This window comes from Streptomyces sp. NPDC026673 (genome assembly GCF_040638135.1).
GTDB lineage: Bacteria > Actinomycetota > Actinomycetes > Streptomycetales > Streptomycetaceae > Actinacidiphila.
Genome location: NZ_JBEZXR010000083.1, coordinates 17,390 through 38,080, shown reverse-complemented (window position 1 = coordinate 38,080; position 20,691 = coordinate 17,390). Strand labels below are relative to the sequence as shown.

At 72.8% G+C, this 20,691-nt stretch carries 24 protein-coding genes; 13 read left to right on the top strand and 11 right to left on the bottom strand.

Annotation, left to right across the window (positions count from 1 at the left end; genetic code table 11):
* The 5 genes from AB0F62_RS35915 to AB0F62_RS35895 form a co-directional block, all read left to right on the top strand.
* Nucleotides 1-234: flavodoxin-dependent (E)-4-hydroxy-3-methylbut-2-enyl-diphosphate synthase (locus AB0F62_RS35915; protein ID WP_361809437.1), on the top strand; the 234-nt coding region annotated here is incomplete at its 5' end.
* A gap of 37 nt (nucleotides 235-271) precedes the next feature.
* The gene (dxs, locus tag AB0F62_RS35910; RefSeq protein ID WP_361809435.1) at nucleotides 272-2,197 is read left to right on the top strand and encodes a 1-deoxy-D-xylulose-5-phosphate synthase; all 1,926 of its coding nucleotides are present in this window, start codon (nucleotides 272-274) and stop codon (nucleotides 2,195-2,197) included.
* Entirely contained in the window at nucleotides 2,178-3,581 is a 1,404-nt protein-coding gene (locus AB0F62_RS35905; RefSeq protein ID WP_361809433.1) for an aspartate aminotransferase family protein, read from the top strand. Before dxs ends, AB0F62_RS35905 begins: the two co-directional genes overlap by 20 nt.
* Before the next feature lie 74 nt (nucleotides 3,582-3,655).
* Nucleotides 3,656-4,273, top strand: a complete 618-nt coding sequence (locus tag AB0F62_RS35900; protein ID WP_361809431.1) for an XRE family transcriptional regulator — start codon at nucleotides 3,656-3,658, stop codon at nucleotides 4,271-4,273.
* Nucleotides 4,270-4,413, top strand: coding sequence for a DUF6126 family protein (locus AB0F62_RS35895; protein WP_361809429.1), 144 nt, complete (start codon nucleotides 4,270-4,272; stop codon nucleotides 4,411-4,413). Before AB0F62_RS35900 ends, AB0F62_RS35895 begins: the two co-directional genes overlap by 4 nt.
* A 20-nt stretch (nucleotides 4,414-4,433) precedes the next feature.
* Here the strand turns inward: AB0F62_RS35895 and AB0F62_RS35890 are convergent, their stop codons facing one another.
* Nucleotides 4,434-5,258, bottom strand: a complete 825-nt coding sequence (locus AB0F62_RS35890; RefSeq protein WP_361809427.1) for a tyrosine-protein phosphatase — start codon at nucleotides 5,256-5,258, stop codon at nucleotides 4,434-4,436.
* A gap of 342 nt (nucleotides 5,259-5,600) precedes the next feature.
* Here AB0F62_RS35890 and AB0F62_RS35885 point away from each other — a divergent pair, with 342 nt between their 5' ends.
* Entirely contained in the window at nucleotides 5,601-6,716 is a 1,116-nt protein-coding gene (locus tag AB0F62_RS35885) for an amidohydrolase family protein (RefSeq protein ID WP_361809425.1), read from the top strand.
* 200 nt (nucleotides 6,717-6,916) lie between these two features.
* A complete protein-coding gene (locus AB0F62_RS35880) occupies nucleotides 6,917-7,708 on the top strand; it encodes an SGNH/GDSL hydrolase family protein (RefSeq protein WP_361809423.1) in 792 nt (263 codons plus the stop codon).
* Between the two features lie 21 nt (nucleotides 7,709-7,729).
* On the opposite strand, the gene AB0F62_RS35875 is transcribed toward AB0F62_RS35880, so the two are convergent.
* A complete protein-coding gene (locus tag AB0F62_RS35875) occupies nucleotides 7,730-8,110 on the bottom strand; it encodes an ATP-binding protein (protein ID WP_361809421.1) in 381 nt (126 codons plus the stop codon).
* A gap of 214 nt (nucleotides 8,111-8,324) precedes the next feature.
* Here AB0F62_RS35875 and AB0F62_RS35870 point away from each other — a divergent pair, with 214 nt between their 5' ends.
* The 3 genes from AB0F62_RS35870 (at nucleotide 8,325) to AB0F62_RS35860 (ending at nucleotide 10,316) form a co-directional block, all read left to right on the top strand.
* Nucleotides 8,325-9,191 carry a helix-turn-helix transcriptional regulator gene (locus AB0F62_RS35870; protein ID WP_361809419.1) on the top strand — a complete coding sequence of 289 codons (867 nt, stop codon included), beginning with the start codon at nucleotides 8,325-8,327 and terminating at the stop codon, nucleotides 9,189-9,191.
* Entirely contained in the window at nucleotides 9,188-9,430 is a 243-nt protein-coding gene (locus AB0F62_RS35865; protein ID WP_361809417.1) for a DUF397 domain-containing protein, read from the top strand. The genes AB0F62_RS35870 and AB0F62_RS35865 overlap by 4 nt, the downstream gene beginning before the upstream one ends.
* Before the next feature lie 79 nt (nucleotides 9,431-9,509).
* Entirely contained in the window at nucleotides 9,510-10,316 is an 807-nt protein-coding gene (locus tag AB0F62_RS35860) for an SAM-dependent methyltransferase (protein WP_361809415.1), read from the top strand.
* Nucleotides 10,317-10,383: 67 nt separating this feature from the next.
* Here the strand turns inward: AB0F62_RS35860 and AB0F62_RS35855 are convergent, their stop codons facing one another.
* From AB0F62_RS35855 to AB0F62_RS35830, 6 genes are read right to left on the bottom strand one after another with little or no spacing between them, the layout of a single operon-like run.
* The gene (locus tag AB0F62_RS35855) at nucleotides 10,384-11,274 is read right to left on the bottom strand and encodes an STM4011 family radical SAM protein (protein ID WP_361809413.1); all 891 of its coding nucleotides are present in this window, start codon (nucleotides 11,272-11,274) and stop codon (nucleotides 10,384-10,386) included.
* A gap of 10 nt (nucleotides 11,275-11,284) precedes the next feature.
* Nucleotides 11,285-12,664 (bottom strand): STM4012 family radical SAM protein, encoded by a 1,380-nt coding sequence (locus AB0F62_RS35850; protein ID WP_361809411.1) that lies wholly within the window; start codon nucleotides 12,662-12,664, stop codon nucleotides 11,285-11,287.
* Nucleotides 12,661-13,470: an STM4013/SEN3800 family hydrolase gene (locus AB0F62_RS35845; protein WP_361809441.1), complete on the bottom strand. Its 810-nt coding sequence runs from the start codon at nucleotides 13,468-13,470 to the stop codon at nucleotides 12,661-12,663. The genes AB0F62_RS35850 and AB0F62_RS35845 overlap by 4 nt, the downstream gene beginning before the upstream one ends.
* A 1-nt stretch (nucleotide 13,471) precedes the next feature.
* The gene (locus AB0F62_RS35840; protein ID WP_361809409.1) at nucleotides 13,472-14,629 is read right to left on the bottom strand and encodes an STM4014 family protein; all 1,158 of its coding nucleotides are present in this window, start codon (nucleotides 14,627-14,629) and stop codon (nucleotides 13,472-13,474) included.
* Complete coding sequence (locus AB0F62_RS35835) at nucleotides 14,610-15,575, bottom strand: STM4015 family protein (RefSeq protein ID WP_361809407.1); 966 nt, start codon at nucleotides 15,573-15,575, stop codon at nucleotides 14,610-14,612. The genes AB0F62_RS35840 and AB0F62_RS35835 overlap by 20 nt, the downstream gene beginning before the upstream one ends.
* A 7-nt stretch (nucleotides 15,576-15,582) precedes the next feature.
* Nucleotides 15,583-16,539, bottom strand: a complete 957-nt coding sequence (locus tag AB0F62_RS35830) for an STM4015 family protein (RefSeq protein WP_361809405.1) — start codon at nucleotides 16,537-16,539, stop codon at nucleotides 15,583-15,585.
* A gap of 200 nt (nucleotides 16,540-16,739) precedes the next feature.
* Between AB0F62_RS35830 and AB0F62_RS35825 the strand changes: the two genes are divergently transcribed.
* Together AB0F62_RS35825 and AB0F62_RS35820 are read left to right on the top strand one after the other, a co-directional pair.
* The gene (locus tag AB0F62_RS35825; protein ID WP_361809403.1) at nucleotides 16,740-17,066 is read left to right on the top strand and encodes a hypothetical protein; all 327 of its coding nucleotides are present in this window, start codon (nucleotides 16,740-16,742) and stop codon (nucleotides 17,064-17,066) included.
* A 75-nt stretch (nucleotides 17,067-17,141) separates the two neighbouring features.
* The gene (locus tag AB0F62_RS35820; protein WP_361809439.1) at nucleotides 17,142-18,194 is read left to right on the top strand and encodes a DUF6745 domain-containing protein; all 1,053 of its coding nucleotides are present in this window, start codon (nucleotides 17,142-17,144) and stop codon (nucleotides 18,192-18,194) included.
* Here the strand turns inward: AB0F62_RS35820 and AB0F62_RS35815 are convergent.
* Nucleotides 18,170-19,093: a carbohydrate kinase family protein gene (locus tag AB0F62_RS35815; RefSeq protein ID WP_361809401.1), complete on the bottom strand. Its 924-nt coding sequence runs from the start codon at nucleotides 19,091-19,093 to the stop codon at nucleotides 18,170-18,172. The two genes, AB0F62_RS35820 and AB0F62_RS35815, sit on opposite strands and share 25 nt — an antisense overlap.
* Before the next feature lie 31 nt (nucleotides 19,094-19,124).
* Complete coding sequence (locus AB0F62_RS35810; RefSeq protein ID WP_361809399.1) at nucleotides 19,125-19,670, bottom strand: PadR family transcriptional regulator; 546 nt, start codon at nucleotides 19,668-19,670, stop codon at nucleotides 19,125-19,127.
* A gap of 103 nt (nucleotides 19,671-19,773) precedes the next feature.
* Between AB0F62_RS35810 and AB0F62_RS35805 the strand changes: the two genes are divergently transcribed.
* A complete protein-coding gene (locus AB0F62_RS35805) occupies nucleotides 19,774-20,343 on the top strand; it encodes a hypothetical protein (protein ID WP_361809397.1) in 570 nt (189 codons plus the stop codon).
* Nucleotides 20,344-20,394: 51 nt separating this feature from the next.
* Here AB0F62_RS35805 and AB0F62_RS35800 read toward each other — a convergent pair whose 3' ends face one another.
* Nucleotides 20,395-20,583, bottom strand: coding sequence for a hypothetical protein (locus tag AB0F62_RS35800; protein ID WP_361809395.1), 189 nt, complete (start codon nucleotides 20,581-20,583; stop codon nucleotides 20,395-20,397).
* Nucleotides 20,584-20,691 lie beyond the last annotated feature (108 nt).

Sequence of the window (20,691 nt, the reverse complement as noted above, 5' to 3'; positions counted from 1 at the left end):
CTGCGGGTCGCGGTGATGGGCTGTGTCGTCAACGGTCCGGGTGAGGCGCGCGAGGCGGACCTGGGGGTGGCCTCGGGCAACGGCAAGGGGCAGATTTTCGTCAAGGGCGAGGTCATCAAGACCGTGCCGGAGTCGAAGATCGTGGAGACCCTCATCGAGGAGGCCATGAAGCTCGCCGAGCGCATGCAGGCCGACGGAGTGCCCTCAGGAGAACCCCAGATCAGTGTGAGCTAAAGCGAAACAATCCCCGGCAGGGGAGCGAGGTGGGAAAGTGTCGCTGCTCGAGAACATCCGTGGTCCGCGCGACCTGAAGGCCCTACCGCCGGAGCGGCTGGGCGAACTCGCCGCGGAGATCCGCGACTTCCTGGTGCAGGCGGTGGCCAGGACCGGGGGGCACCTGGGACCCAATCTGGGCGTCGTCGAGCTGACGGTCGCCCTGCACCGGGTCTTCGACTCGCCGGCCGACCGCATCCTGTGGGACACGGGTCACCAGTCCTACGTCCACAAGATCCTGACCGGCCGTCAGGACTTCTCCAAACTGCGCGGCAAGGGCGGCCTGTCCGGCTACCCCTCGCGCGCCGAGTCCGAGCACGACGTCATCGAGAACAGCCACGCCTCCACGGTGCTCGGCTGGGCCGACGGCCTGGCCAAGGCCAACCAGGTGCTCGGCCGGCAGGACCACGTCGTCGCCGTCATCGGTGACGGTGCCCTGACCGGCGGCATGGCCTGGGAGGCGCTGAACAACATCGCCGCCGCCAAGGACCGCCCGCTGATCATCGTCGTCAACGACAACGAGCGCTCCTACGCCCCCACCATCGGCGGCCTCGCCAACCACCTCGCCACCCTGCGCACCACCGACGGCTACGAGCGCTTCCTGGCCTGGGGCAAGCAGGTGCTCCAGCAGACGCCCGTCGTCGGCAAGCCGCTCTACGAGTCCCTGCACGGCGCGAAGAAGGGCTTCAAGGACGCCTTCGCCCCGCAGGGCATGTTCGAGGATCTGGGCCTGAAGTACGTCGGCCCGATCGACGGCCACGACGTCGCGGCGGTCGAGTCCGCGCTGCGCCGGGCCCGGCGCTTCCACGGCCCGGTCCTCGTCCACTGCCTCACCGAGAAGGGCCGCGGCTACGCCTTCGCCGAGCGCGACGAGGCGGACCGCTTCCACGCGGTGGGCGCCATGGACCCGCTGACCTGCGAGCCGCTCACGCCGTCGAGCGGGCCGAAGTGGACCACGGTCTTCGGCAACGAGATGGTGCGGATCGGCGCCGAGCGGCCGGACGTCGTGGCGATCACGGCCGCCATGCTGCAGCCGGTGGGACTCGAGAAGTTCGCCACGGCCTATCCGCGCCGGGTGTACGACGTCGGCATCGCCGAGCAGCACGCGGCGGTCTCGGCGGCGGGCCTGGCGACCGGCGGCCTGCACCCGGTGGTCGCCGTCTACGCGACCTTCCTCAACCGTGCCTTCGACCAGGTGCTGATGGACGTGGCGCTGCACAAGTGCGGGGTCACCTTCGTGCTGGACCGGGCGGGCGTCACCGGCGACGACGGCGCTTCCCACAACGGCATGTGGGACATGTCGATCCTCCAGGTCGTGCCGGGCCTGAGGATCGCCGCCCCGCGCGACGCCGACCAGCTGCGCGCCCAGCTCCGCGAGGCGATCGACGTGGACGACGCGCCCACGGTGATCCGTTTCCCCAAGGAGACCGTCGGGGAGGCGCTGCCGGCCATCGACCGCGTCGGCGGCATGGACGTCCTGCACCGGGGCGACCGCCCGGACGTGCTGATGGTCTCCGTCGGCGCCCTCGGCTCCGTCGCACTGGCCGCGGCCGCGCTGCTGCGCGAGCGCGGCGTGGGCGTCACGGTCGTGGACCCCCGCTGGGTCAAGCCGCTCGACGCCGAGCTGCCCGCGCTCGCGGCCCGCCACCGGATGGTCGCGGTCGTCGAGGACAACGGCCGCGCCGGCGGCGTCGGTTCGGCCGTAGCCCAGGCCCTGCGGGACGCGGACACCGATGTGCCGCTCCGCGACTTCGGCATCCCGCAGCAGTTCCTGGCGCACGCCAAGCGCGGCGAGGTGCTGGCCGACATCGGGCTCACCCCCGCCGAGATCGCCGGCCGGATCGGGGCGACCCTCACCCGTCTCACGGCGAACGAGCAGCTCCCGAACGAGAGGCACATGAGCGATGACACCGCCCGATCCTGAGCCCAAGGGCTTCGACCTGGCGAGACTGCTGGCCGAGCGCGGAGCCGAGCGCTACGACCTGCACGCCAGGTACCTCAACCACCAGCTGCCCCGCATGCTGCACACCATCGGCTTCGACAAGGTCTACGAGCGGGCCGAGGGCGCGTACTTCTGGGACGACGAGGGCCGGGACTACCTCGACATGCTCGCCGGCTTCGGGGTGATGGGCCTGGGCCGCCACCACCCCGTGGTCCGCAAGGCGCTGCACGACGTCCTGGACGCCGGGCTCGCGGACCTCACCCGCTTCGACTGCCAGCCGCTGCCCGGGCTGCTCGCCGAGAGGCTGCTGTCGTACGCGCCGGGCCTGGACCGCGTGTTCTTCGGCAACAGCGGCACCGAGGCCGTCGAAACCGCCCTGAAGTTCGCCCGTTACGCCACCGGCCGGCCCCGGGTGCTCTACTGCGACCACGCCTTCCACGGGCTGACCACCGGCTCGCTGTCCGTCAACGGCGAGGGCGGCTTCCGGGAGGGCTTCGACCCGCTGCTCCCCGACACCGCCGTGCCCCTGGGCGACCTGGCGGCCCTGGAACGTGAGCTGGCCCGGGGCGACGTGGCCGCGTTCATCGTCGAGCCGATCCAGGGCAAGGGCGTCCACTGCGCGCCGCCCGGCTACCTGCGGGCGGCACAGGAGCTCCTGCACCGGCACAAGGCCCTGCTCATCGCCGACGAGGTGCAGACCGGGATCGGGCGCACCGGCGACTTCTTCGCCTACCGGCACGAGGAGGGCGTCGAGCCCGATCTGGTCTGCGTCGCCAAGGCCCTGTCCGGCGGCTATGTGCCGGTGGGCGCCACCCTCGGCAAGGACTGGATCTTCAAGAAGGTCTACGCGTCGATGGACCGCGTGCTGGTGCACTCCGCGAGCTTCGGCTCCAATGCCCAGGCCATGGCCGCGGGGCTGGCCACCCTCGCGGTGATGGAGGACGAGGAGATCGTCGCCAACGCCCGGGCCACCGGGGATCTGCTGCGCGACCGGCTGACCGCCCTCGTGGACCGCTACGAACTGCTGCACGAGGTCCGCGGCCGGGGCCTGATGATCGGCATCGAGTTCGGCCGGCCGACGTCGCTCGGGCTGCGCAGCCGCTGGACGATGCTGCAGGCGGCCCGCAAGGGCCTGTTCGCGCAGATGGTCGTCGTACCGCTGCTGCAGCGGCACCGTATCCTGACCCAGGTCTCCGGGGACCACCTGGAGGTGATCAAGCTCATTCCGCCGCTGGTCATCGGCGAGCGGGAGGTGGACCGCTTCGTGGACGCCTTCACCGCCGTGATGGACGACGCGCACGGCGGCGGTGGCCTGATGTGGGAGTTCGGCCGCACACTGGTGAAGCAGGCGGTCGCCAACCGCTGACCGGCCGTCCCGATGGAATTTGCCCGTGAGGCAAACTTTTTGCCTCACGGGCGAAGTGTGTCTATACCTGAGACATGACCTCACCGACCGCGGACGGCGCTCCTCTGCCGGACGTCGCTCCCCAGCTGCGTGCGCTCCGCCGCCGGGGCGGACTGACGCTGGAGGCGGCGGCGGCCCGCGCCGGGCTCTCGCCCGCGCACCTGTCCCGGCTGGAGACCGGGCAGCGGCAGCCCTCGCTCCCCATGCTGCTGGCGCTCGCCCGCACCTACGGCACCACGGTCTCCGACCTGCTCGGCGAGACCTCCGCGGAACGCGATCCCGTCATCCGCGGCGGCACCGTGCCGCCCGCGGAGGCGGGCGGCTGGACGTACTGGCCGGCCGGCAATCCGGGGCGGGCGATGCAGGCACTGCGGCTGCACGTGCCGCCCGGGCCCCAGGAGGGCCTCGTGCGCGTCCACCCCGGTGAGGAATGGCTGTACGTCCTCGAGGGCGAGCTGCGGCTCACCCTCGGCGAGGCCGTGCACCGGCTGATGCCGGGCGACAGCGCCCACTTCGACTCGCTCACCCCGCACCGCATCGCGGCGGCCTCGCCGGACGGTGTCGATCTGCTGTTCGTCCACACGCTGCTGCGGAGTTCCGTCGTAGAGCTGTGCCTGGGCGAGGGCCGTTCCCCGCGCCCCCACGGCGCATGACGAGAGGACTGATCGTGTCCGGCAACTCCGGGGGCAAGGCCCCCATGGGCTTCAAGGTGCGCACCTTCATCTACCTGGTGGGGGTCCACTTCTTCGCCGCGTTCTTCTTCCTGATCTTCCACCTGGCCGGGGCCAAGTAGGGCGGCCCCGCCGCCTCGTGTCAGGCCGGCTGCGCGCCGTCCAGGAACAGCGCGCGCAGCCGCTCGCGGCGCTCGGGCGTGAGGCCGAGGCCCTTCTCGAGATACCGGTCGACGGAGCCCCAGTGCGCCTCGATGGTGTCGAAGGCGGTCTCCAGGTACTCCTTGCGCGCGTCGAAGAGCGGTCCGAGCAGCTCCATGACCTCGGGGGTGGTGGCCGGTTCCGCCTGGTCGCCGCGCTTGATGCGGTAGCGGCGGTGGGCCTCGTTGCTCTTGAGGTAGTCCTCCACGATCGTGTCCCGCTGGACCCCGAGGGCGAGCAGGATGACGGCGATCGAGGTCCCCGCCCGGTCCTTGCCCGCGGCGCAGTGCAGCAGCGCCGGCACCGACTCCTGCTCGGCGAGCAGTTCCAGCATGCGGGCGTGCTCGGTGGTGCGGTCCAGCACGATGCGGCGGTACGCCTCCACCATGCGCGCCGCCGCACGGCCCTCCCCGAGGATCTCGCGCAGCGCCCCGATGTCGCCGTCGCGGACCGTCGTCCAGAACTCGGCGCCCTGGGCGGGGTCGCTCAGCGGCATGTTCACGTTGCGGACGCCGGGCAGTTCGACGTCCGGGCCCTCCAGCTTGATGTCGGAGGCGTTGCGGAAGTCGAAGACCGTGTGCAGCCCGAGCGAGGAGAGGAACGCGGCGTCCTCCGCCGTCGCGTGCGCCAGGTGGCCGCTGCGGAAGAGCCGCCCGTGACGCAGCCGGCGGCCGTCGTCGGTCGGGAGGCCGCCCACGTCACGGAAGTTGCGCACCCCGGTCAGCTCGGGTTCTGACGGGGCGGTCTGCGGCGTCTGCTCGGTCACCGGCGCTCCTTCGCTCACGGGCCGGACGGTGCGGGTCACCGGCGGCCGGGCCATTCCCGACCTTACGGCACCCGGGGGCGCTGCCCGTACCGGGCGGTATGTGATCTCGGGAGCATGTCCGTCCCCGGGGTGGAGCACCCCGGATATTTAGTTGTTTGATGAGGCAAATAAACTGGACCCCGATCCGCGGCCCAGGGGCGGATCCCGGGCCGCGCCGTCCCCGCGGACGGCCGGGCCGACCGCGGGGACGACTCCTCACCGATGGGAACGACGCTGATGAATTCCTATGCCATACACGCCGGTTCGATGTTCGACGGATTCACTCTGTCAGGACCGGCCACGGTGTATGTCAGAGGCGAGCGCATCGTGCGCGTGGACCGCACCGGGGCACTGCCCTCGGACGGCACGGAGGTCCGCGACCTCGGTGCGCGGACCTGTCTGCTGCCCGGCCTCGTCGACAGTCACGTCCATCTCGCGTTCGACGCCGGTCCGGACCCCGTGGCCTCGCTGGCCGCGACCGGCGACGCGGACCTGCTGGCCCATATGCGCGAGGCGGCCCGGTCCGCCCTCAACGCGGGCATCACCACCGTGCGCGACCTCGGCGACCGCGGCTATCTCTCGCTGGCACTGGCGGACGAACTGGCCCGGCACCCGGAGCGGGGACCGGAGATCCTGGCGGCCGGACCTCCGCTGACCACGCCGGGCGGGCACTGCCACTTCTTCGGCGGAGAGGTCGAGGGCGCCGAAGCGCTGCGGGCCGCCGTGCGCGAGCGCCATGCGCGCGGCTGCGCCGTCGTGAAGATCATGGCCAGTGGCGGCAACATGACCCCCGGCTCCGTTCCGCCGCACGCCTCGCAGTACGGCCCGGAGGACCTGCGCGTCGTGGTGGAGGAGGCGCACCGCCTCGGGCTGCCGGTCGCCGCCCACGCCCACGGCACCCAGGCCATTCGCGACGCCCTGGACGCGGGCGTCGACAGCCTGGAGCACGCCACCTTCCTGACCGCCGACGGGGTGGACCCCGATCCCGGGCTCATCCGTGCCGTCGTCGACAGCGGCAGCTTCGTCAGCCTGACGCTGGGCCTGGATCCCCGCCACGCGATCGATCCGCCCAAGGCGATGGCCGCGCACGTCGACAGGATCCTCGCCATGATGGGGGAGCTGCACCGGGCCGGTGCCAAGGTCGTCGTCGGCTCGGACGCCGGCATCGGTCCCGTCAAGCCTCACGACGTCCTCCCGCACGGAGTCGGCGACTTGGCGCGGCTGGGAGTCGACCCCCTCGACGCGCTGATGTCCGTGACGAGCCTGGCGGCCCGGCTGTGCCGCGTGGAGGGACGCAAGGGGCGGATCGCCGCGGGTGCCGACGCCGACCTCCTGGCCGTCGAGGGTGACCCGGCGCAGGACCCCGCCGCGGTCCTGAACGTGCGGGCCGTCTTCCGGGCCGGTGTCCGCGTGCGGTGACCCCCGGGGGAGCGCGGTGAAGGCGGTGCCGGTCGCGCCACGGCGCGGCGCCTGTTCCGGCGGGTCCCGCCCCGGTCCCGGGCGGCCGGCCTCTTCCGTATTCCACATCCGGTGAATTCGGCCGGGTGGGATACATCACCTGCCGTCAACCCCTGGTTACGGTGGCGTAAGTCACTTGACGAGGTGAAGTATGTGCCGACGTGCCAGACGATTCGAAGAGAAACAACAGTGACGCCATCGGGTCGTACACAGCCGTGGGGGACAGCTTCACGGAGGGTGTAGGTGATCCCGGTCCCGACGGAACGTTCATCGGCTGGGCCGACCGGCTGGCGGTCCTCCTCTCCGACCGCCGTCCCGAACACGACTTCCGGTACGCGAACCTGGCGGTGCGCGGCCGCCTCCTCGACCAGATCGTCGAGGAGCAGGTGCCGCGCGCCGTCGAGCTCGCGCCCGACCTCGTGACCTTCTGCGCGGGCGGCAACGACATCCTGCGTCCCGGCAGCGACCCCGACGACGTCGCGGAGCGCTACGAGGCGGCGGTGGTCCGTCTGACCGCCGCCGTCGGCACCGTGGTGCTGTGCACGGGCTTCGACACCCGCGGCATCCCCGTGCTGCGGCATCTGCGCGGCAAGATCGCCACGTACACGGCTCATGTGCGGGCCATCGCCGACCGCTACGACTCCCCGGTACTGGACCTGTGGTCGCTGCGCTCCGTCCAGGACCGCAGGGCCTGGGACGCCGACCGCCTCCACCTGTCGCCCGAGGGGCACACCCGGGTCGCCCTGCGTGCCGCGCAGGTGCTGGGTCTGGAGGTGCCGGCCGACCCCGACCAGGCGTGGCCGCCGGAGCCCTTCCGCGCGCCCGCCGAGATCAGGCGCGACAACATCCAGTGGGCGCGGGAGTACCTCGTGCCCTGGATCGGCCGCCGGCTGCGCGGGGAGTCCTCCGGCGACAACGTGGAGCCCAAGCGCCCGGACCTGCTGCCGCTGTAGCCGGCGCCTCCGGGGCGTCGCTCACACGGGCGGGGTCCCGGAGGCGAGTTCGGCCCACACGACACGGCCGCCACCGTCGCCGGTGGGCCGGACCCCCCACGCCTGGGAGAGGGCGCCGACCAGCAGCAGCCCGCGGCCGCCCTCCTCGTCGACGCCCGCCGCCCGCGGCCGGGGCGCAGTCGGCGCGCGCCCCTGGTCGCTGATCTCGAGGTGCAGCCGGGCGCCGTCGAAGCGCAGTCCGCAGGTGATGAAGTCACTGCCGGTGTGCATGACGGCGTTGGTGAAGAGCTCGGAAACGATCATCTCGGCGTCGTCGCGGAGTCCCTCGTCCGCCTCCCACTCCCGCAGCCGTGCCCGCACGCGATGGCGTGCGTCGGCGACCGAGGACCCGAGGGCGGGCAAACGGAAGAGGTCCTGGCAGCGACGGGCGTCGAGGTCGCTACGGCGCTCTAACCGCAGAGCGTCTGGTGAGGGGGCCACCTGGCTACTATGCGGTCCCGTTCGAACTGTTGGCAAGATGCGATCTGTAATTTACAGAACGGCTGTCGCGCACTGTCGGTTTTCGTTGACAACGTGACACACTGCTTGTGGCAGAGGGGAGTTGGGGGAAGTGGTCGTGACGGACACGCGGGCGGCCGGTGCTCCCACCGTGCTTCGGGTGGTGCTCGGCAAACGGCTCCAGGACCTGCGCGAGAAGGCCGGGTTCAGCTTCGAGGACGCCGGCCGGGCGCTGGACGTGACCCACGCCACCATCCGCCGCATGGAGAAGGCCGAAGTCGGCCTGAAGCTCCCTTACGTCGAGAAGCTGCTGCGCACCTACGGCGTCACCGGCCCCGCGGAGCTCGAGGAGTTCCTCGCGCTCGCCCGGGAGGCGAACCAGCCCGGATGGTGGCACCGTTACCGCGACGTCCTGCCCGACTGGTTCAGCGCCTTCGTCAGCCTGGAGGGCGAGGCCGGCGTCATCCGCGCCTACGAGCCGCACTACGTCCCCGGACTGCTGCAGACCGAGGACTACGCCCGAGAGGTGCTGCGCGCGGGGAACCCCGGCGCCGACGACGCCGAGGTCGAGCGCGGGGTCGCGCTGCGCATGGAGCGGCAGGCGCTGCTCACCCGGGAGAACGCGCCGCTGGTGTGGATCGTCATGGACGAGACGGTGCTGCGAAGACCCATCGGGCGCCCGGCGGTCATGCGCGCCCAGATAGCCAAGCTGATCGAGTCCTGCGCCCTGCCCAACGTGCGTCTGCAGATCATGCCGTTCACGGCCGGGCCCCACCCCGCCATGTACGGGCCCTTCCACATCTTCCGGTTCCAGACGCACGACCTCCCGGACGTCGTCTACTCCGAAAGCCTGGTCGGAGCCGTCTACTTCGACGACCGAGACGATGTCTCGACCTTCCTTGAGGCCCTGGACCGGATGTGCGCACAAGCCGCGCCGACCCAGAGCACCGAGCGGATCCTCGGTGGAATCCACAGGGAGACATGACCATGAAGCGGATCTACAACGGCATGCCCGCGAAGGAACTCGCCGGAGAGGGCTGGCGCAAGCCGTGGAGCGGGGGCAACAGCGGCTCGTGCGTCGAGGCCCTCAAACTGAACGACGGCCGCGTGGCGTTACGCCAGTCCACGGATCCCGACGGGCCCTGCCTGATCTACACCGGCAGCGAGATGATGTCGTTCATCCAGGGCGCCAAGGCGGGCCAGGCCGACTTCCTGCTGCCGTGAACGACCGGACCGGCCACCAGACCACGAACCGCACCGACCCGGACCCCACGGGTCACCGGAATCCGAACGGAGCAGGGCGTTGACCGACAAGGGTTTCTCCGCGGAGGAGATCGACACCAGCCGGCCCCACCCGGCCAGGATGTACGACTACTACCTCGGCGGCAAGGACAACTACGAGGCCGACCGCGAGGCGGCCGAGATGGTGATCCGCATGACCCCCGACGCGCGCCCCAGCGCGCGCGCCAACCGGGACTTCATGCGGCGTGCCGTGCGCTACGCGGCCGGGCAGGGCATCCGGCAGTTCATCGACATCGGCACCGGCATCCCCACCTCGCCCAACACCCACGAGGTCGCCCGCTCGGTCGTCCCCGAGGCCCGGGTCGCGTACGTCGACAACGACCCCATCGTCGCCGCCCACGCGGGCGCGCGCCTCACCAACACCGGCAACGCCGGCTTCTTCCTCGGCGACGTCCGCGAGCCCGAGACCATCCTCGAGCACGCCACCATCCGGGAGCTGATCGACTTCGACGAGCCGGTCGCGCTGATGCTCGTCGCGCTCCTGCACTTCGTCCGCGACGACGAGGACCCGGCCGGGATCGTGCGCACCCTCGTCAAGAACCTGCCGGCGGGCAGCCACCTGATCCTCAGCCACGGTACGACCGACTTCCACCCGGACGTCGACGCCGACGCCGGTGAGGCCTACAAGAACGCCACCTCCACCCTCAACCTGCGCAGCAAGCCGCAGATCGAGCCCTTCTTCGACGGGTTCAGCCTCGTCGAGCCGGGGATCGTGCAGGTCCCGCGGTGGCGCCCGGACTCCCCGCTCCCGGAGGAGGGCGAGCACACCCGTATCGCCTTCTGGGGAGGCGTCGGCCGCAAGGGCTGACGCGGCCCCGCCGTCGGTGGGCCGCGGGGGCTCGCGGGGATTCGCCGGGGGCCGCGAGGTGGGCCCGCTACGAGGACGTCGGCGTCAGGAGCCGGAGCGGCGTCCGCCCGGGCGGCGGTCCGGCCGGGATCCGTTCCAGGACCCCGCCCGCGAACACGTCGTACAACGGCAGCGTCTCCAGGTGGACATAGCCGATGTGGCAGTCGCAGACGGCCAGCGGACAGGGCCGCGGGCGCAGTGCCGCGCGATAGGAGCCGTCGTAGAGGTTGCCCAGCTCCTCCCGGACGAAGTGGCAGCGGCGCACCGTGCCCTCGCCGTCCACCGACACGACGGACTCGCCCGTGCGGCAGGGCAGGCCCGCGCTGCGGTGCGGATTCCGGCTGTACGGGAAGAGCGGGTCCAGCGCGGTCCACTCCGCCGCCTCGGCGTCGGTGTAGGTGTGGCCCTCGGCGGCGTTGACCCACAGGTAGACGTGCTCCGGGAGGTCCGCCCGCAGCCTGCGGGCCTGCTCCAGGTGCTCCGGCAGGCCGACCACGCCCACGCTGTGGCGGACGCCGCGGTCCGCCAGGTCGCGGCACTTGGCCAGGAAGCGGTCGTAGGGCGTCTGGCCGGGGTGGAAGGTGCACCACAGGGCGAGCGTGTCCGGGTCGGCGTCGGCCGTCCAGTCGGTGCGGCCGCTCAGATTGGTCTGGATGGCCACCCGGCGGATGTGCGGCAGCCGGCTCAGCTCCGCGAGCGTCCGGCGGTACCAGGAGCGCACCAGGCCCTCGCCCCACGGGGTGAACAGCAGGGCCAGCCGGTCGTCCGTACGCCCCGCCGCCCAGCCGGCGAAGCGCTCCAGCGCGGCGCGGTCGGCGGTCAGTTGCGCGCGGCTGTCGCGGCGCTTGGCGAAGGGGCAGTACGGGCAGTCGTAGTCGCACGACGCCAGCGGCCCGCGGTAGAGGATCGTCAGGTCCACGACGGGCCCCTCACTTGAGCTCGTAGGCGGCCATGCGCCCGCGCACCGCCGCGGAGAACAACTCGGGTCCGACCGCGTCGGAGTGGGCCAGCCCCTCGGGCGACAGCCGCAGCAGCTCCGGGCCGGCGGAACCGTCCAGCCAGCCGCGGTCCGCGAAGCGTTCCAGTTCCTCGGCGAAGTCCTCCCCGGGGCGGGTGCCGAACCGGTCCCGGTACTCCGCGACGGGCAGCCCCTCCGCCTGCAGCAGCGACTGCAGCAGATGGCGGCGGCGCGCCTCCTCGGCGTCCATCGCCCAGCCGAAGTCGGCGTGCCCGAACTCCTCCGCCGTGCGCGCCGCGTAGTCGTCGATGATGCCGCGGATGCGGTGCATGTCGACCGCGTAGTCGAAGGAGTAGTGCAGCGTGGAGGTGTACGAGCGGGCGCCGCAGCCGAGGCCGACCATGCCGTCGGTCTGGCAGGCGTAGTCGCCGCCGCCAGTGGTGGGCGCGTCGGCGCGGCGGAACATGCGCATCGACACCTGCTCGTAGCCCCGGGCCAGCAGGTGGTCGCGGCCGTGGCGGTAGAGGCGCAGCCGCTGCTCGTCCCACGCCGCGTCGTCGCGCGCGGTGTCGGCCGCGTGCCGGCCGAGGCCGGTGAGCGGGCGGACGTACAGCGGGTACAGGTACAGCTCCTCGGGCCGCCAGGCGAGGGCGGCGTCCAGGGACTCGGTCCAGGAGCGCTCGGTCTGGCCGTCGATGCCGTAGATCAGGTCGATGTTGAGGACGGGGATCCCCGCCTCCCGGATCCGGCCGAGGGCGGCCTCGACGTCGGCCCGGCGCTGGGGGCGGACGGCGGCCCGGGCCTCGGCCTCGACGAAGCTCTGCACGCCGAGGCTGAGGCGGGTCGCGCCCCGGGCCGCCAGCACGGACAGCCGGTCGGCCGTCGCGGTCGCGGGCGAGGCCTCGACGGACAGCGGTATCGCCCGCAGGTCGGCTCCCAGGCCGTGCTCCGCGACATCGCACAGCCGGTCCAGCTCTGCCGCCTCCAGGTAGGTGGGAGTGCCGCCCCCGAAGGCGGCGTTGGCGAACCGCGCGCCCTCCCCGAGGGCCTCCCGCACCGCGGCGGCCTGCCGCTCCAGCGCGTCGAGATAGGCGGTCGCCAGGCCGTCCGGGGCCCCGATCCTGGTGAACAGGTTGCAGAAGCCGCAGCGGACCTCGCAGAAGGGGATGTGGAAGTAGAGGGAGAGCGCGTCCTTCGGTTCGCCCGCCCACAGGTCGCGCAGCCGGGCGCGCTCGCGGGGCAGCGGGCGGTAGGCCGTCTTGTGCGGGTAGGCGTAGACGTAGTGCTGGTACGGGCGGACGCCGGCGGCGGCCGGGGGCGTCGGGGAGACGGTCGTGCCGGTGAGGGTCATCGGGCGGCCCCGTCGAGGAGGAAGTGGGCGTAGGGCACCGTCCACACGACCTCGTGGCCGATGCGGTGGCCGGTGTGGCCGTCCTCGCCGTAGGCCGTGCCGTGGTCGGAGCAGACGATGGCGAGGCAGGGGCGGCGGCTCGCGGCGGCCGCGAAGAGCCGCCCGATGTGGCCGTCCACGTACTCCAGGGCGGCGGCGTGGGTGGCGCGCGAGTCACCCGCCTCCCGGGTGGCGCCGGGCAGGTGGAACCAATTCGGCTGGTGCAGCGCCGACACGTTGACGAAGAGGAACAGCCGCTGCTCCCGCGGCAGCCCGGCGACGACCTTCTCGGCGCGGGTGACCTGGGCCTCGAAGGACGTGGGGGAGGGCACCCCGAACTCCGGCTCCCAGTGACTCTCCTGGAACAGGCCCGGCAGTACCGAGCCCAGGGGCGCCTGCCGGTTGAAGAAGCCGACACCGCCGATGCAGACGGTGCGGTAGCCGGCATCGGCCAGGCCCGAGACCAGGTCGGGCGTGTCGTACACGAAGGTGCCGTCCGCGGTGCTCTCACTTCCCGCGAAGCGCGCCGCGAACAGCCGCGGGTGCGGGCCGGGCGCGGTGGGCGTGGGCAGGAAGCCCGCGAAGATCGCCTGGTGGGAGGCGTAGGTGAAACTGCCGGGCGCGTGCCGGCGCTCCCAGCGGCCGTCTGGCAGATGGCGGGCCAGGTGGGGGATGCGGCCGGCCGCGGCCAGCTCGGCGGCCACGTCGTAGCGCAGGGTGTCGAGCGTGACCAGCAGGATGTCGTGGCTGCCCACGATCTCGTTCATGTCAAGCGGTGGTGTCATGGTGGTGCTCCTCGCGTCGCGCGCGCTCCATCGCTGCCGGTACGGCGGCGACCTGGGCGGCGTAGGTGTCCAGGCCCTCGGCGCCGCTGCCGGGCAGGCCCGTCAGCCGGGGCAGCAGATCCCCGAAGGCGTTGACCTCGCCGACGGCGAAGCGGCGCCAGCCCGTGGCGGGAAGGATGTCCACACCGACGCAGAGCGTGCCGGGGAAGCAGGCGGCGGCCTGTTCGGCCGTCGTGAGGACGTCCGTGAAGTCGCCGCCCGCGGCGTGGATCGCCGCACGGGCCGTGTCCAGGTCGCCGCGGGCGCCGCCGAGGTGGAGGTTCGTCATGGGGTGCGGGCTGGTGCGCACGACGGCGTGCGTGGCGCGGCCGGCGACCACCACCACCCTCAGGTCCGCCGCCCGCCCCCGCTGGGACGCCTTGGGCAGCCAGCGCTCGACATGGAGCCCGTCCGGGGCCAGCGCGTCGACGAGGGCGGCGACCTCGGGCTCCGTGGTGTACTCCCGTACGCGCAGCGAGTTGAACAGCCGGCCGTCAGGGGTGGTCTCCACCGACGTCGTGGCCTTGATCCGGCCGGGACCCGCCATGGCGAGGGCCACCACCCCGGAGGCGGAGGAGCCGTGCGCGGGCTTGAGGAACGCCCGGGAGATCCGGGCGGCCCGCAGTCGCTCCCGCAGCTCCGGCCAGCCGCGCACCGGCGGCCCGGCCGGTGCGGGCGGCACCGGGACGCCCGCGTCGGCGAGCCGGGCATGGCAGCGGCGCTTGTCGAACAGGACCGCGATCTCCCGCGGATCCGCCGAGACCGTCGCCCCGGCACGACGCGCCGCCCCCGCCACCTCGTGTACGGCGGCGGTGAAACGGCGGTACCACAACGCGGTGCCCTCGACCCTGGCCGGATCGTCGGCGCCCCGCAGCAGGCGGTCGACCTCCGCGTCCTCGCCGGGCGAGTCGACGCGCACGAACTCGCCCGGCGCGAAGGCGTACCGGCCGCGCAGCACGTCCCGCCACGCCAGCACGCGCGGCGCGGGGTGCCCCGCGGCCCGCACGGCACCGGCGAAGAGGGTCGTCCTGCGGTTGCCGGGGTTGCCGACGACGGTGATGCGGAGCGCTCCGCCGGCGCCGCTATTCGGAGACGGCGACATAGCGCCACTCCTCGTCCCGCCAGCGGTGCGGCTCGCAGTGCTCCGACAGGTCGACCTCGGTGCCCGCGGAGCCCACGACGGCGCGCAGCCGCTCGGCCACGGCCCCGCTCAGGAAGTGGTGGTGCAGGTCGAGCCGCTTGAGATGGGTGAGCGGCTGGCCGCCCAGCAGCGCCTCGGCACCGGTGTCGGTGAGGGTGCCCATGGACAGGCTCAGCGTCTCCAGTTGCGCGACGACGGGAGCGGAGGCCACGGCCGCCGCGATCTCGTCCTGTATCTCGCTGTCCTGCAGGCCGAGGTGGCGCAGCGCGGGGAAGCGGCCACCGGCCAGGACGGGCGCGAGGTCGGCGACGGTGGCGTTCCCTCCGTACTGCTCCACGCCGAGCCACAGTTCCAGCCGCTCCAGCGCCGGCAGTTCGCAGGCGCCGACCGCCCTCACCACCGCTCCCGGCAGCCCGCCGGACTCGAAGCGCAGCACGCGCAGCGCCTCGTGGCGGAGGGGGCGGAGCGACAGCGGCTCCTCGCCCAGGCCCTGCGAGTCACCGCCGCGGACGCCGAACTCCTCCAGCAGCGGAAAGCGTTCCAGGACGGGCGTGACGTCGGTCAGCTGGAGCCAGGAGACCTCGCACTCCTCGCCGGTCACATCGGCGAGGAACAGGGCGCGCAGGGCGGGGAAGCGCTCCGCGTCCGCCAGCACCCGTTCCAGCACGGGACGCAGCTCGGAGTACTCGTCGTCCCACCAGGGCCCGAGGACCAGGGCGCGCACCCGTGTGGTGTCCACCGACGCGGTGAAGCGATCCCACAGCTCGGGGAAGGGGATGTCGCCGGCCTCGAAGCAGTCCAGCCGCCAGGCCACGGCGCCGGGCTCGGGCAGCCCGGCCGTGCCGGCCTCGGGCAGCGTGTGCACGCGCAGCCCGTGGAAGTTCTCCAGATGTCGGGTGACGGTCATGACGGCCTCACTCCGCGACGGCGGTGTAGCGGTGGATCTCGCCGTCCCATTCGTCCTCGTCACCGGGTTCGGAGAGGTCCACCTCCACGCCCGAGGGCTCGAGGGCGGCCTTCACCCGCTCGGCGACCGGCTCGGTGACGAAGTTGTGGTGCAGGTCGAGCCAGTTGAGATGGGTCAGCGGCTGGCCGGCGAGCAGGGCGCTGACGCCCTCGTCGGTGAGCACGCCCAGCGACAGGTCGAGCGAGGAGAGCTGGGCCACGACGGGGGCGGCGGCGACGGCGGCGGCGATCTCGTCCTGTATCTCGCTGTTGCGCAGGCCGAGGTGGCGCAGCGCGGGGAAGCGGCCTCCTGCCAGGACCGGCGCGAGGTCGGCGACGGTGGCGTCGCCGCCGTACTCCTCCACGCCGAGCCACAGCTCCAAGTGCTCCAGCGCGGGGAGTTCGCTGGCGGCGACACCGCGGACGACCTCGCCGGGCAGGCCGCCCGCCTCGAAGCGCAGTGTGCGCAGCCGCTGGTGGCGGACGGCCGGGAAGCGCAGCCCCGAGCCGCCGCGGACACCGAGGACCTCCAGCCGCGGGTAGGCCTCCAGCACCGGGGTCACGTCGGACTGCTCGATCCAGGAGATCTCGGCCTCCTCCATCTCCAGGTCGCCGATGAACACGGCCTCCAGCGCGGACAGACGCTCCCGCGCCTCGACGAGCTGCCGCACGATGACACCGGAGTCGTTGTCGTACGGTTCCCCCCACTGGCCCACGACGACGGCCCGGACCGCGGCGGTGTCCACCGTGTCGAGGAAGCGGTCCCACACCTGCGCGAAGGTCTCCTTCGTGTCGCTCTCCCACGGGTTGACGGAGAGCCGCCAGGCCACCGCGCCGGCGGCGGGCAGCTCCTGCCGCGCGCCGGGCGCGGGGAAGTCGAAGGCCGGCAGGCCGTGCAGTTCCTGCAGATGTTCGACGTGGGACATCGGTGGTCTCCCGGGATGGACGGACGCGGTGCCGTGACGTGGTGCCGTGACGTGGTGCCGTGCTTGCGAAGAGTTCTACCAAGCCCCTCCGACAGTGCTCGGCGCGGGTTGTGCACAGGCCGTCGGGGGGCGTTGTCACACCCCCGGCGTAGCGTCCTGGACATCGGGTCGGCGGGCGCCGACGGCGAAGGGAGACACGCATGTACCGGCAGGGGGACGTCCTGATCGTGCCCGTCGCGGAGGCGGCCGTGCCGCCGGGCACGGACCGGCTGCCGCGGCAGCCGAGGGACGCGCGGGGCAGGCTCGTGCTCGCCCTCGGCGAGGTCACCGGACACGCGCACGCGGTGGTCGGCCCGGGGACGCTGGTACGCGAGGCCGGGCCGTTCGGGGCGGCGTACCTCCATCTCCCGGACGGCGGGCGGGTGGTGCACGAGGAGCACGCCGCGATACCGCTGCCGAAGGGCTGGTACCGGGTCGTGCGCCAGCGCGAGTACGTGCCCGGCGCGGTGCGCGTCGTGGCGGATTGACGAGGACGGGGGAGCGGAGCGATGACGACGGTGGCGGGGATGGACACGGGCGCGCAGTCGGGCGTGGACTCGGGCATGGGCTCGGGTGCGGCTGCGACGGAGCCGGCGACGGGGGACACGACGGCGACGTGGCGTCAGGTCGCCGCGGCGACCGATCCGGCGGACCGCGCGGCCGCGGAGGAAGGGGTGCGCCTGGCCTACCGGCTGGCCGGGCTGCCCGAGCCCGAGCGGATCGTGTGGGCGGCCTCACCCCGGGAGGCGGTGGCCCTTGCCGCGCGCCTGACGGCGGAGGGGGCGGCGGGCCGCAGCGTCCGCGACGCGGTCCGGACGCGGCCGTGGGCGACCGCGCGGGAACGGGTCGCCGACCGGCTCGGCGCGGTCGGCTGGGCGGAGCATTGGGCCCTGACGGGTGCGCAGTTGTGGGACACCACGGTGCTGCTGACCGAGCGGATACGGACCGGTGTCGTCGACGCGGCCTCCGGTGCGCCCGGCGGCGAGCAGGCCGTGCGGCTCGCGCTGCTCGACGCCGTGCTCGGGCAGCACGACGCGGCCTGGCTGGCCGCCTTCGACGGCCAGGAGGGCACGGAGGGGCTGGCCGGGATCGCCGCGGTCGCCCGGAACGCCGGTTGGTGGTGGCCCTACGAGCGCACGGCGGTCGTCGCCGAACGCCCCCGGGAACTCCACCGGGACGAGGCGGGCCGCCTCGACCGGGGCGACGGTCCCGCGCTGGCGTACCCGGACGGCTTCGCCCTGCACGCCTGGCGGGGCATGCCCGTCCCCGCCGAATTCCTCGACGGCCTGGCCGGTCTGACCCCGCGCCGCATACGCGAGGAGGAGAACGCCGAGCTGCGCCGGGTGATGCTGGAGCACTACGGCTACGAGCGATACCTGGAGGAGTCCGGGGCCGAGCCCGTGCAGCGGGACGCGGCCGGGGTGCTGTGGCGGATCGAACTGGAGGGGGACGAGCCGCTGGTGATGGTCGAGGTCGTCAATTCCACGCCGGAGCCGGACGGCACCCATCGCACATACTGGCTGCGGGTGCCGCCGCGGACCCGGACCGCCCGCGAGGGCGTCGCCTGGACCTTCGGACTGGAGGAGGCCGACTACGCGCCCGAGAGGGAGACCTGAGCCGACTCCAGCGTCGCGGCGTCGATGAGGGCGAGGTTGCCCTCCGCCGTGCAGGTGTACGCGCCCGCGATCGCGCCGAGGCGTGCGGAGAGGTCGAGGTCCAGCCCGCGCATCCGCCCGTGGAGGAAGCCGCAGAGGAAGGCGTCGCCCGCGCCGTTGGAGTCGACCACCGGTGCGTGCGGGGTGGCGGCCGGGATGTGGCGGGGCGTGCTGCCCGCGTCCCGCGCGAGCAGATAGGCGCCGCCCGCGCCGGCGGTGGCGATCACGGCCTGGGCGCGGCCGTCGCGCAGAATGCCCCGCATGACGTCCGCGATGCGCTCGCCGGCTCCCGCGGCGCTGAGGAAGACCAGGTCGGAGCGGCGGGCGAACTCGCGCTGGTGCTCGGCCAGTCCGTCCCAGTCGTGCAGATCGGTCGAGACGGGTACACCCAGTTCCCCGATGTCGTCGTAGAGGAAGCGCGTGAAATTCGAGATCGACAGATGGACATGCCGGGCCCGGCGCAGGTGCGGCAGGTAGAACTCGCGCGGCATGCGCAGGTCCGCGGGGTCGCGTCCGTCGTAGAAGGACATCCGGCGGCCTGTGGCGTCCACGAGGTTCACGGCCCGCCGGGTGCCGGCGGGGGAGATCAGCGGTTCGAAGTCGACGTCGCCCTTGGCCAGGCGTTCCCTGACCATGGCGCCGATCCAGTCCTCGCCCACGAAGTCGAGGAACTTCACGCTCATGCCGAGCGAGCGGCAGCCCAGTGCCACGTTGCCGCCGGTCTGTCCGGGCCACTCCCGGATCGGCTCCACCCCGAGGGAGTCGACGACCGGCACGGGCAGGGAGTCCACCCGCACGACGGTGTCCACTCCGGAACCACCTACGACGAGGATGTCGTACGGCGACTCTTCCGTGGTCATGCGCACCTCCAGTCACCACCCCGGCGCCATGTTACGGCCGGCCGGCGTCCCCCGGCGTGCGATCACGGAGGTGTTCGGCGGCCCACACGGCCCACTCCTGCTGCATCCGGGTGAAGCGCAGTCCCCACTCCAGGGTCAGCCGGCCGTAGAAGGCGAGGTCGCCGCCCGAGTCCCAGTCGACCGAGCGCTCGAGCTGCCGCAGCCCCTCGTGACGCTCCGCGGCCACGGCCCCCTCGCGCTCCAGGTAGGCCCGGGCCCGCTCCGGGTCGACCTGGTTGAGGAAGAAGACCCGCAGCAGCGCGTCGCTGCGGCGGTTGCGCTGCGGCTCGACCTCGGTGAGCCAGTGGAGCAGCTCCGTGCGGCCCGCCTCGGTGATCGCGTACTCCTTGCGTCCGCGCGGCCCCTCGGCGGCGACGGTCACCAGGTCGGCCTCGGCGAGCCGGTTGAGCTCGGTGTAGAGCTGGCTCTGGGTGGCGGGCCAGACATTGGCCAGAGACGTCTGAAACGTCCTGAGCAGGTCGTATCCGCTCGCCGGGTGATCGGCGAGGAGTCCCAGGACGGCGTGGCGAAGGCTCATGGCGCGCATCTTAACATTCCACTCTTGACATGTCGGGAGTGGAGCTTCTAGCTTTGACATGTCAGTACAGGAATGTCGAATGTCGAGGGGATCGGGATCGGACATGGGGTACCTCCGCAGTTTTCTTCCGTGGATCGCCTTCGCGGTCGTCGCCACCGAGATCGACTGGCGCTACGGGGCGCTCGCCGGCCTCGTGCTGTCGACCGGGCTGGTCGCGGCGGAGCGCCGTGCGGGACGCCCGGCGGACCGGATGGTCGTCGAGCTCAGCTCCGGGGTGTTCTTCGCCCTGCTGGCGACGCTGGCCTTCGCCGCCCCGGACTCACCGCTCGAGCCCTACAGCACGGCGCTCTCCCTGGGCTGGCTCGCGCTCACCGCCTGGGGCTCGCTGGCCGTCCGCAGGCCGTTCACCCTGGGCATCGCCAGGACCATGGTGCCGTCCCAGGTCTGGGAGAACCCGGTCTTCCTCCGCACCAACGTGATCATCACCGCGGTGTGGGCGGCCTCCTTCACGGTGAACGCCGTACTCCTGGCCGCCCTGCTCGCCGTCGTGCCGCACGCGCTCACCGCGATCATCGCCGTCAAGGTCTGCGGCTTCGCCGTCCCCGCGCTCTTCACGATGCGCTACAGCCGGGCCGTGGCCGCCCGCCGCCGGGTCCCGGCCGTCGCCGCCTGACCCAGGGGCCGCCCCCGGCGGGGTCTGCGGCCGGACCCCCGCCCCGGCAGCTCAGGGCGCGGAACCGGTGACCAGCTCCGTCCACGCCGCCCGGACCTTGTCCGGCCCGAAGTGCTCGCGCAGCCGGCCACGGGCCCGGTGTACGAGGCCCCGGCGGCCGTCCCCCGCCCGCGCGACGACTGCGGACTGCGCCGCACGATGGGCACCCGCGGTCACGCGGCCGCGCGCGGCGGGCTGCATCGGCCGGACCGCGCGGGGCACGTCGTCACGCGCCTGGAGGGTTGGGCGACGGCGGCGGCGGCGGTGACCGGCCGGACGCCCGCAGCCTCCTGAGCGACGCCGGTTCCG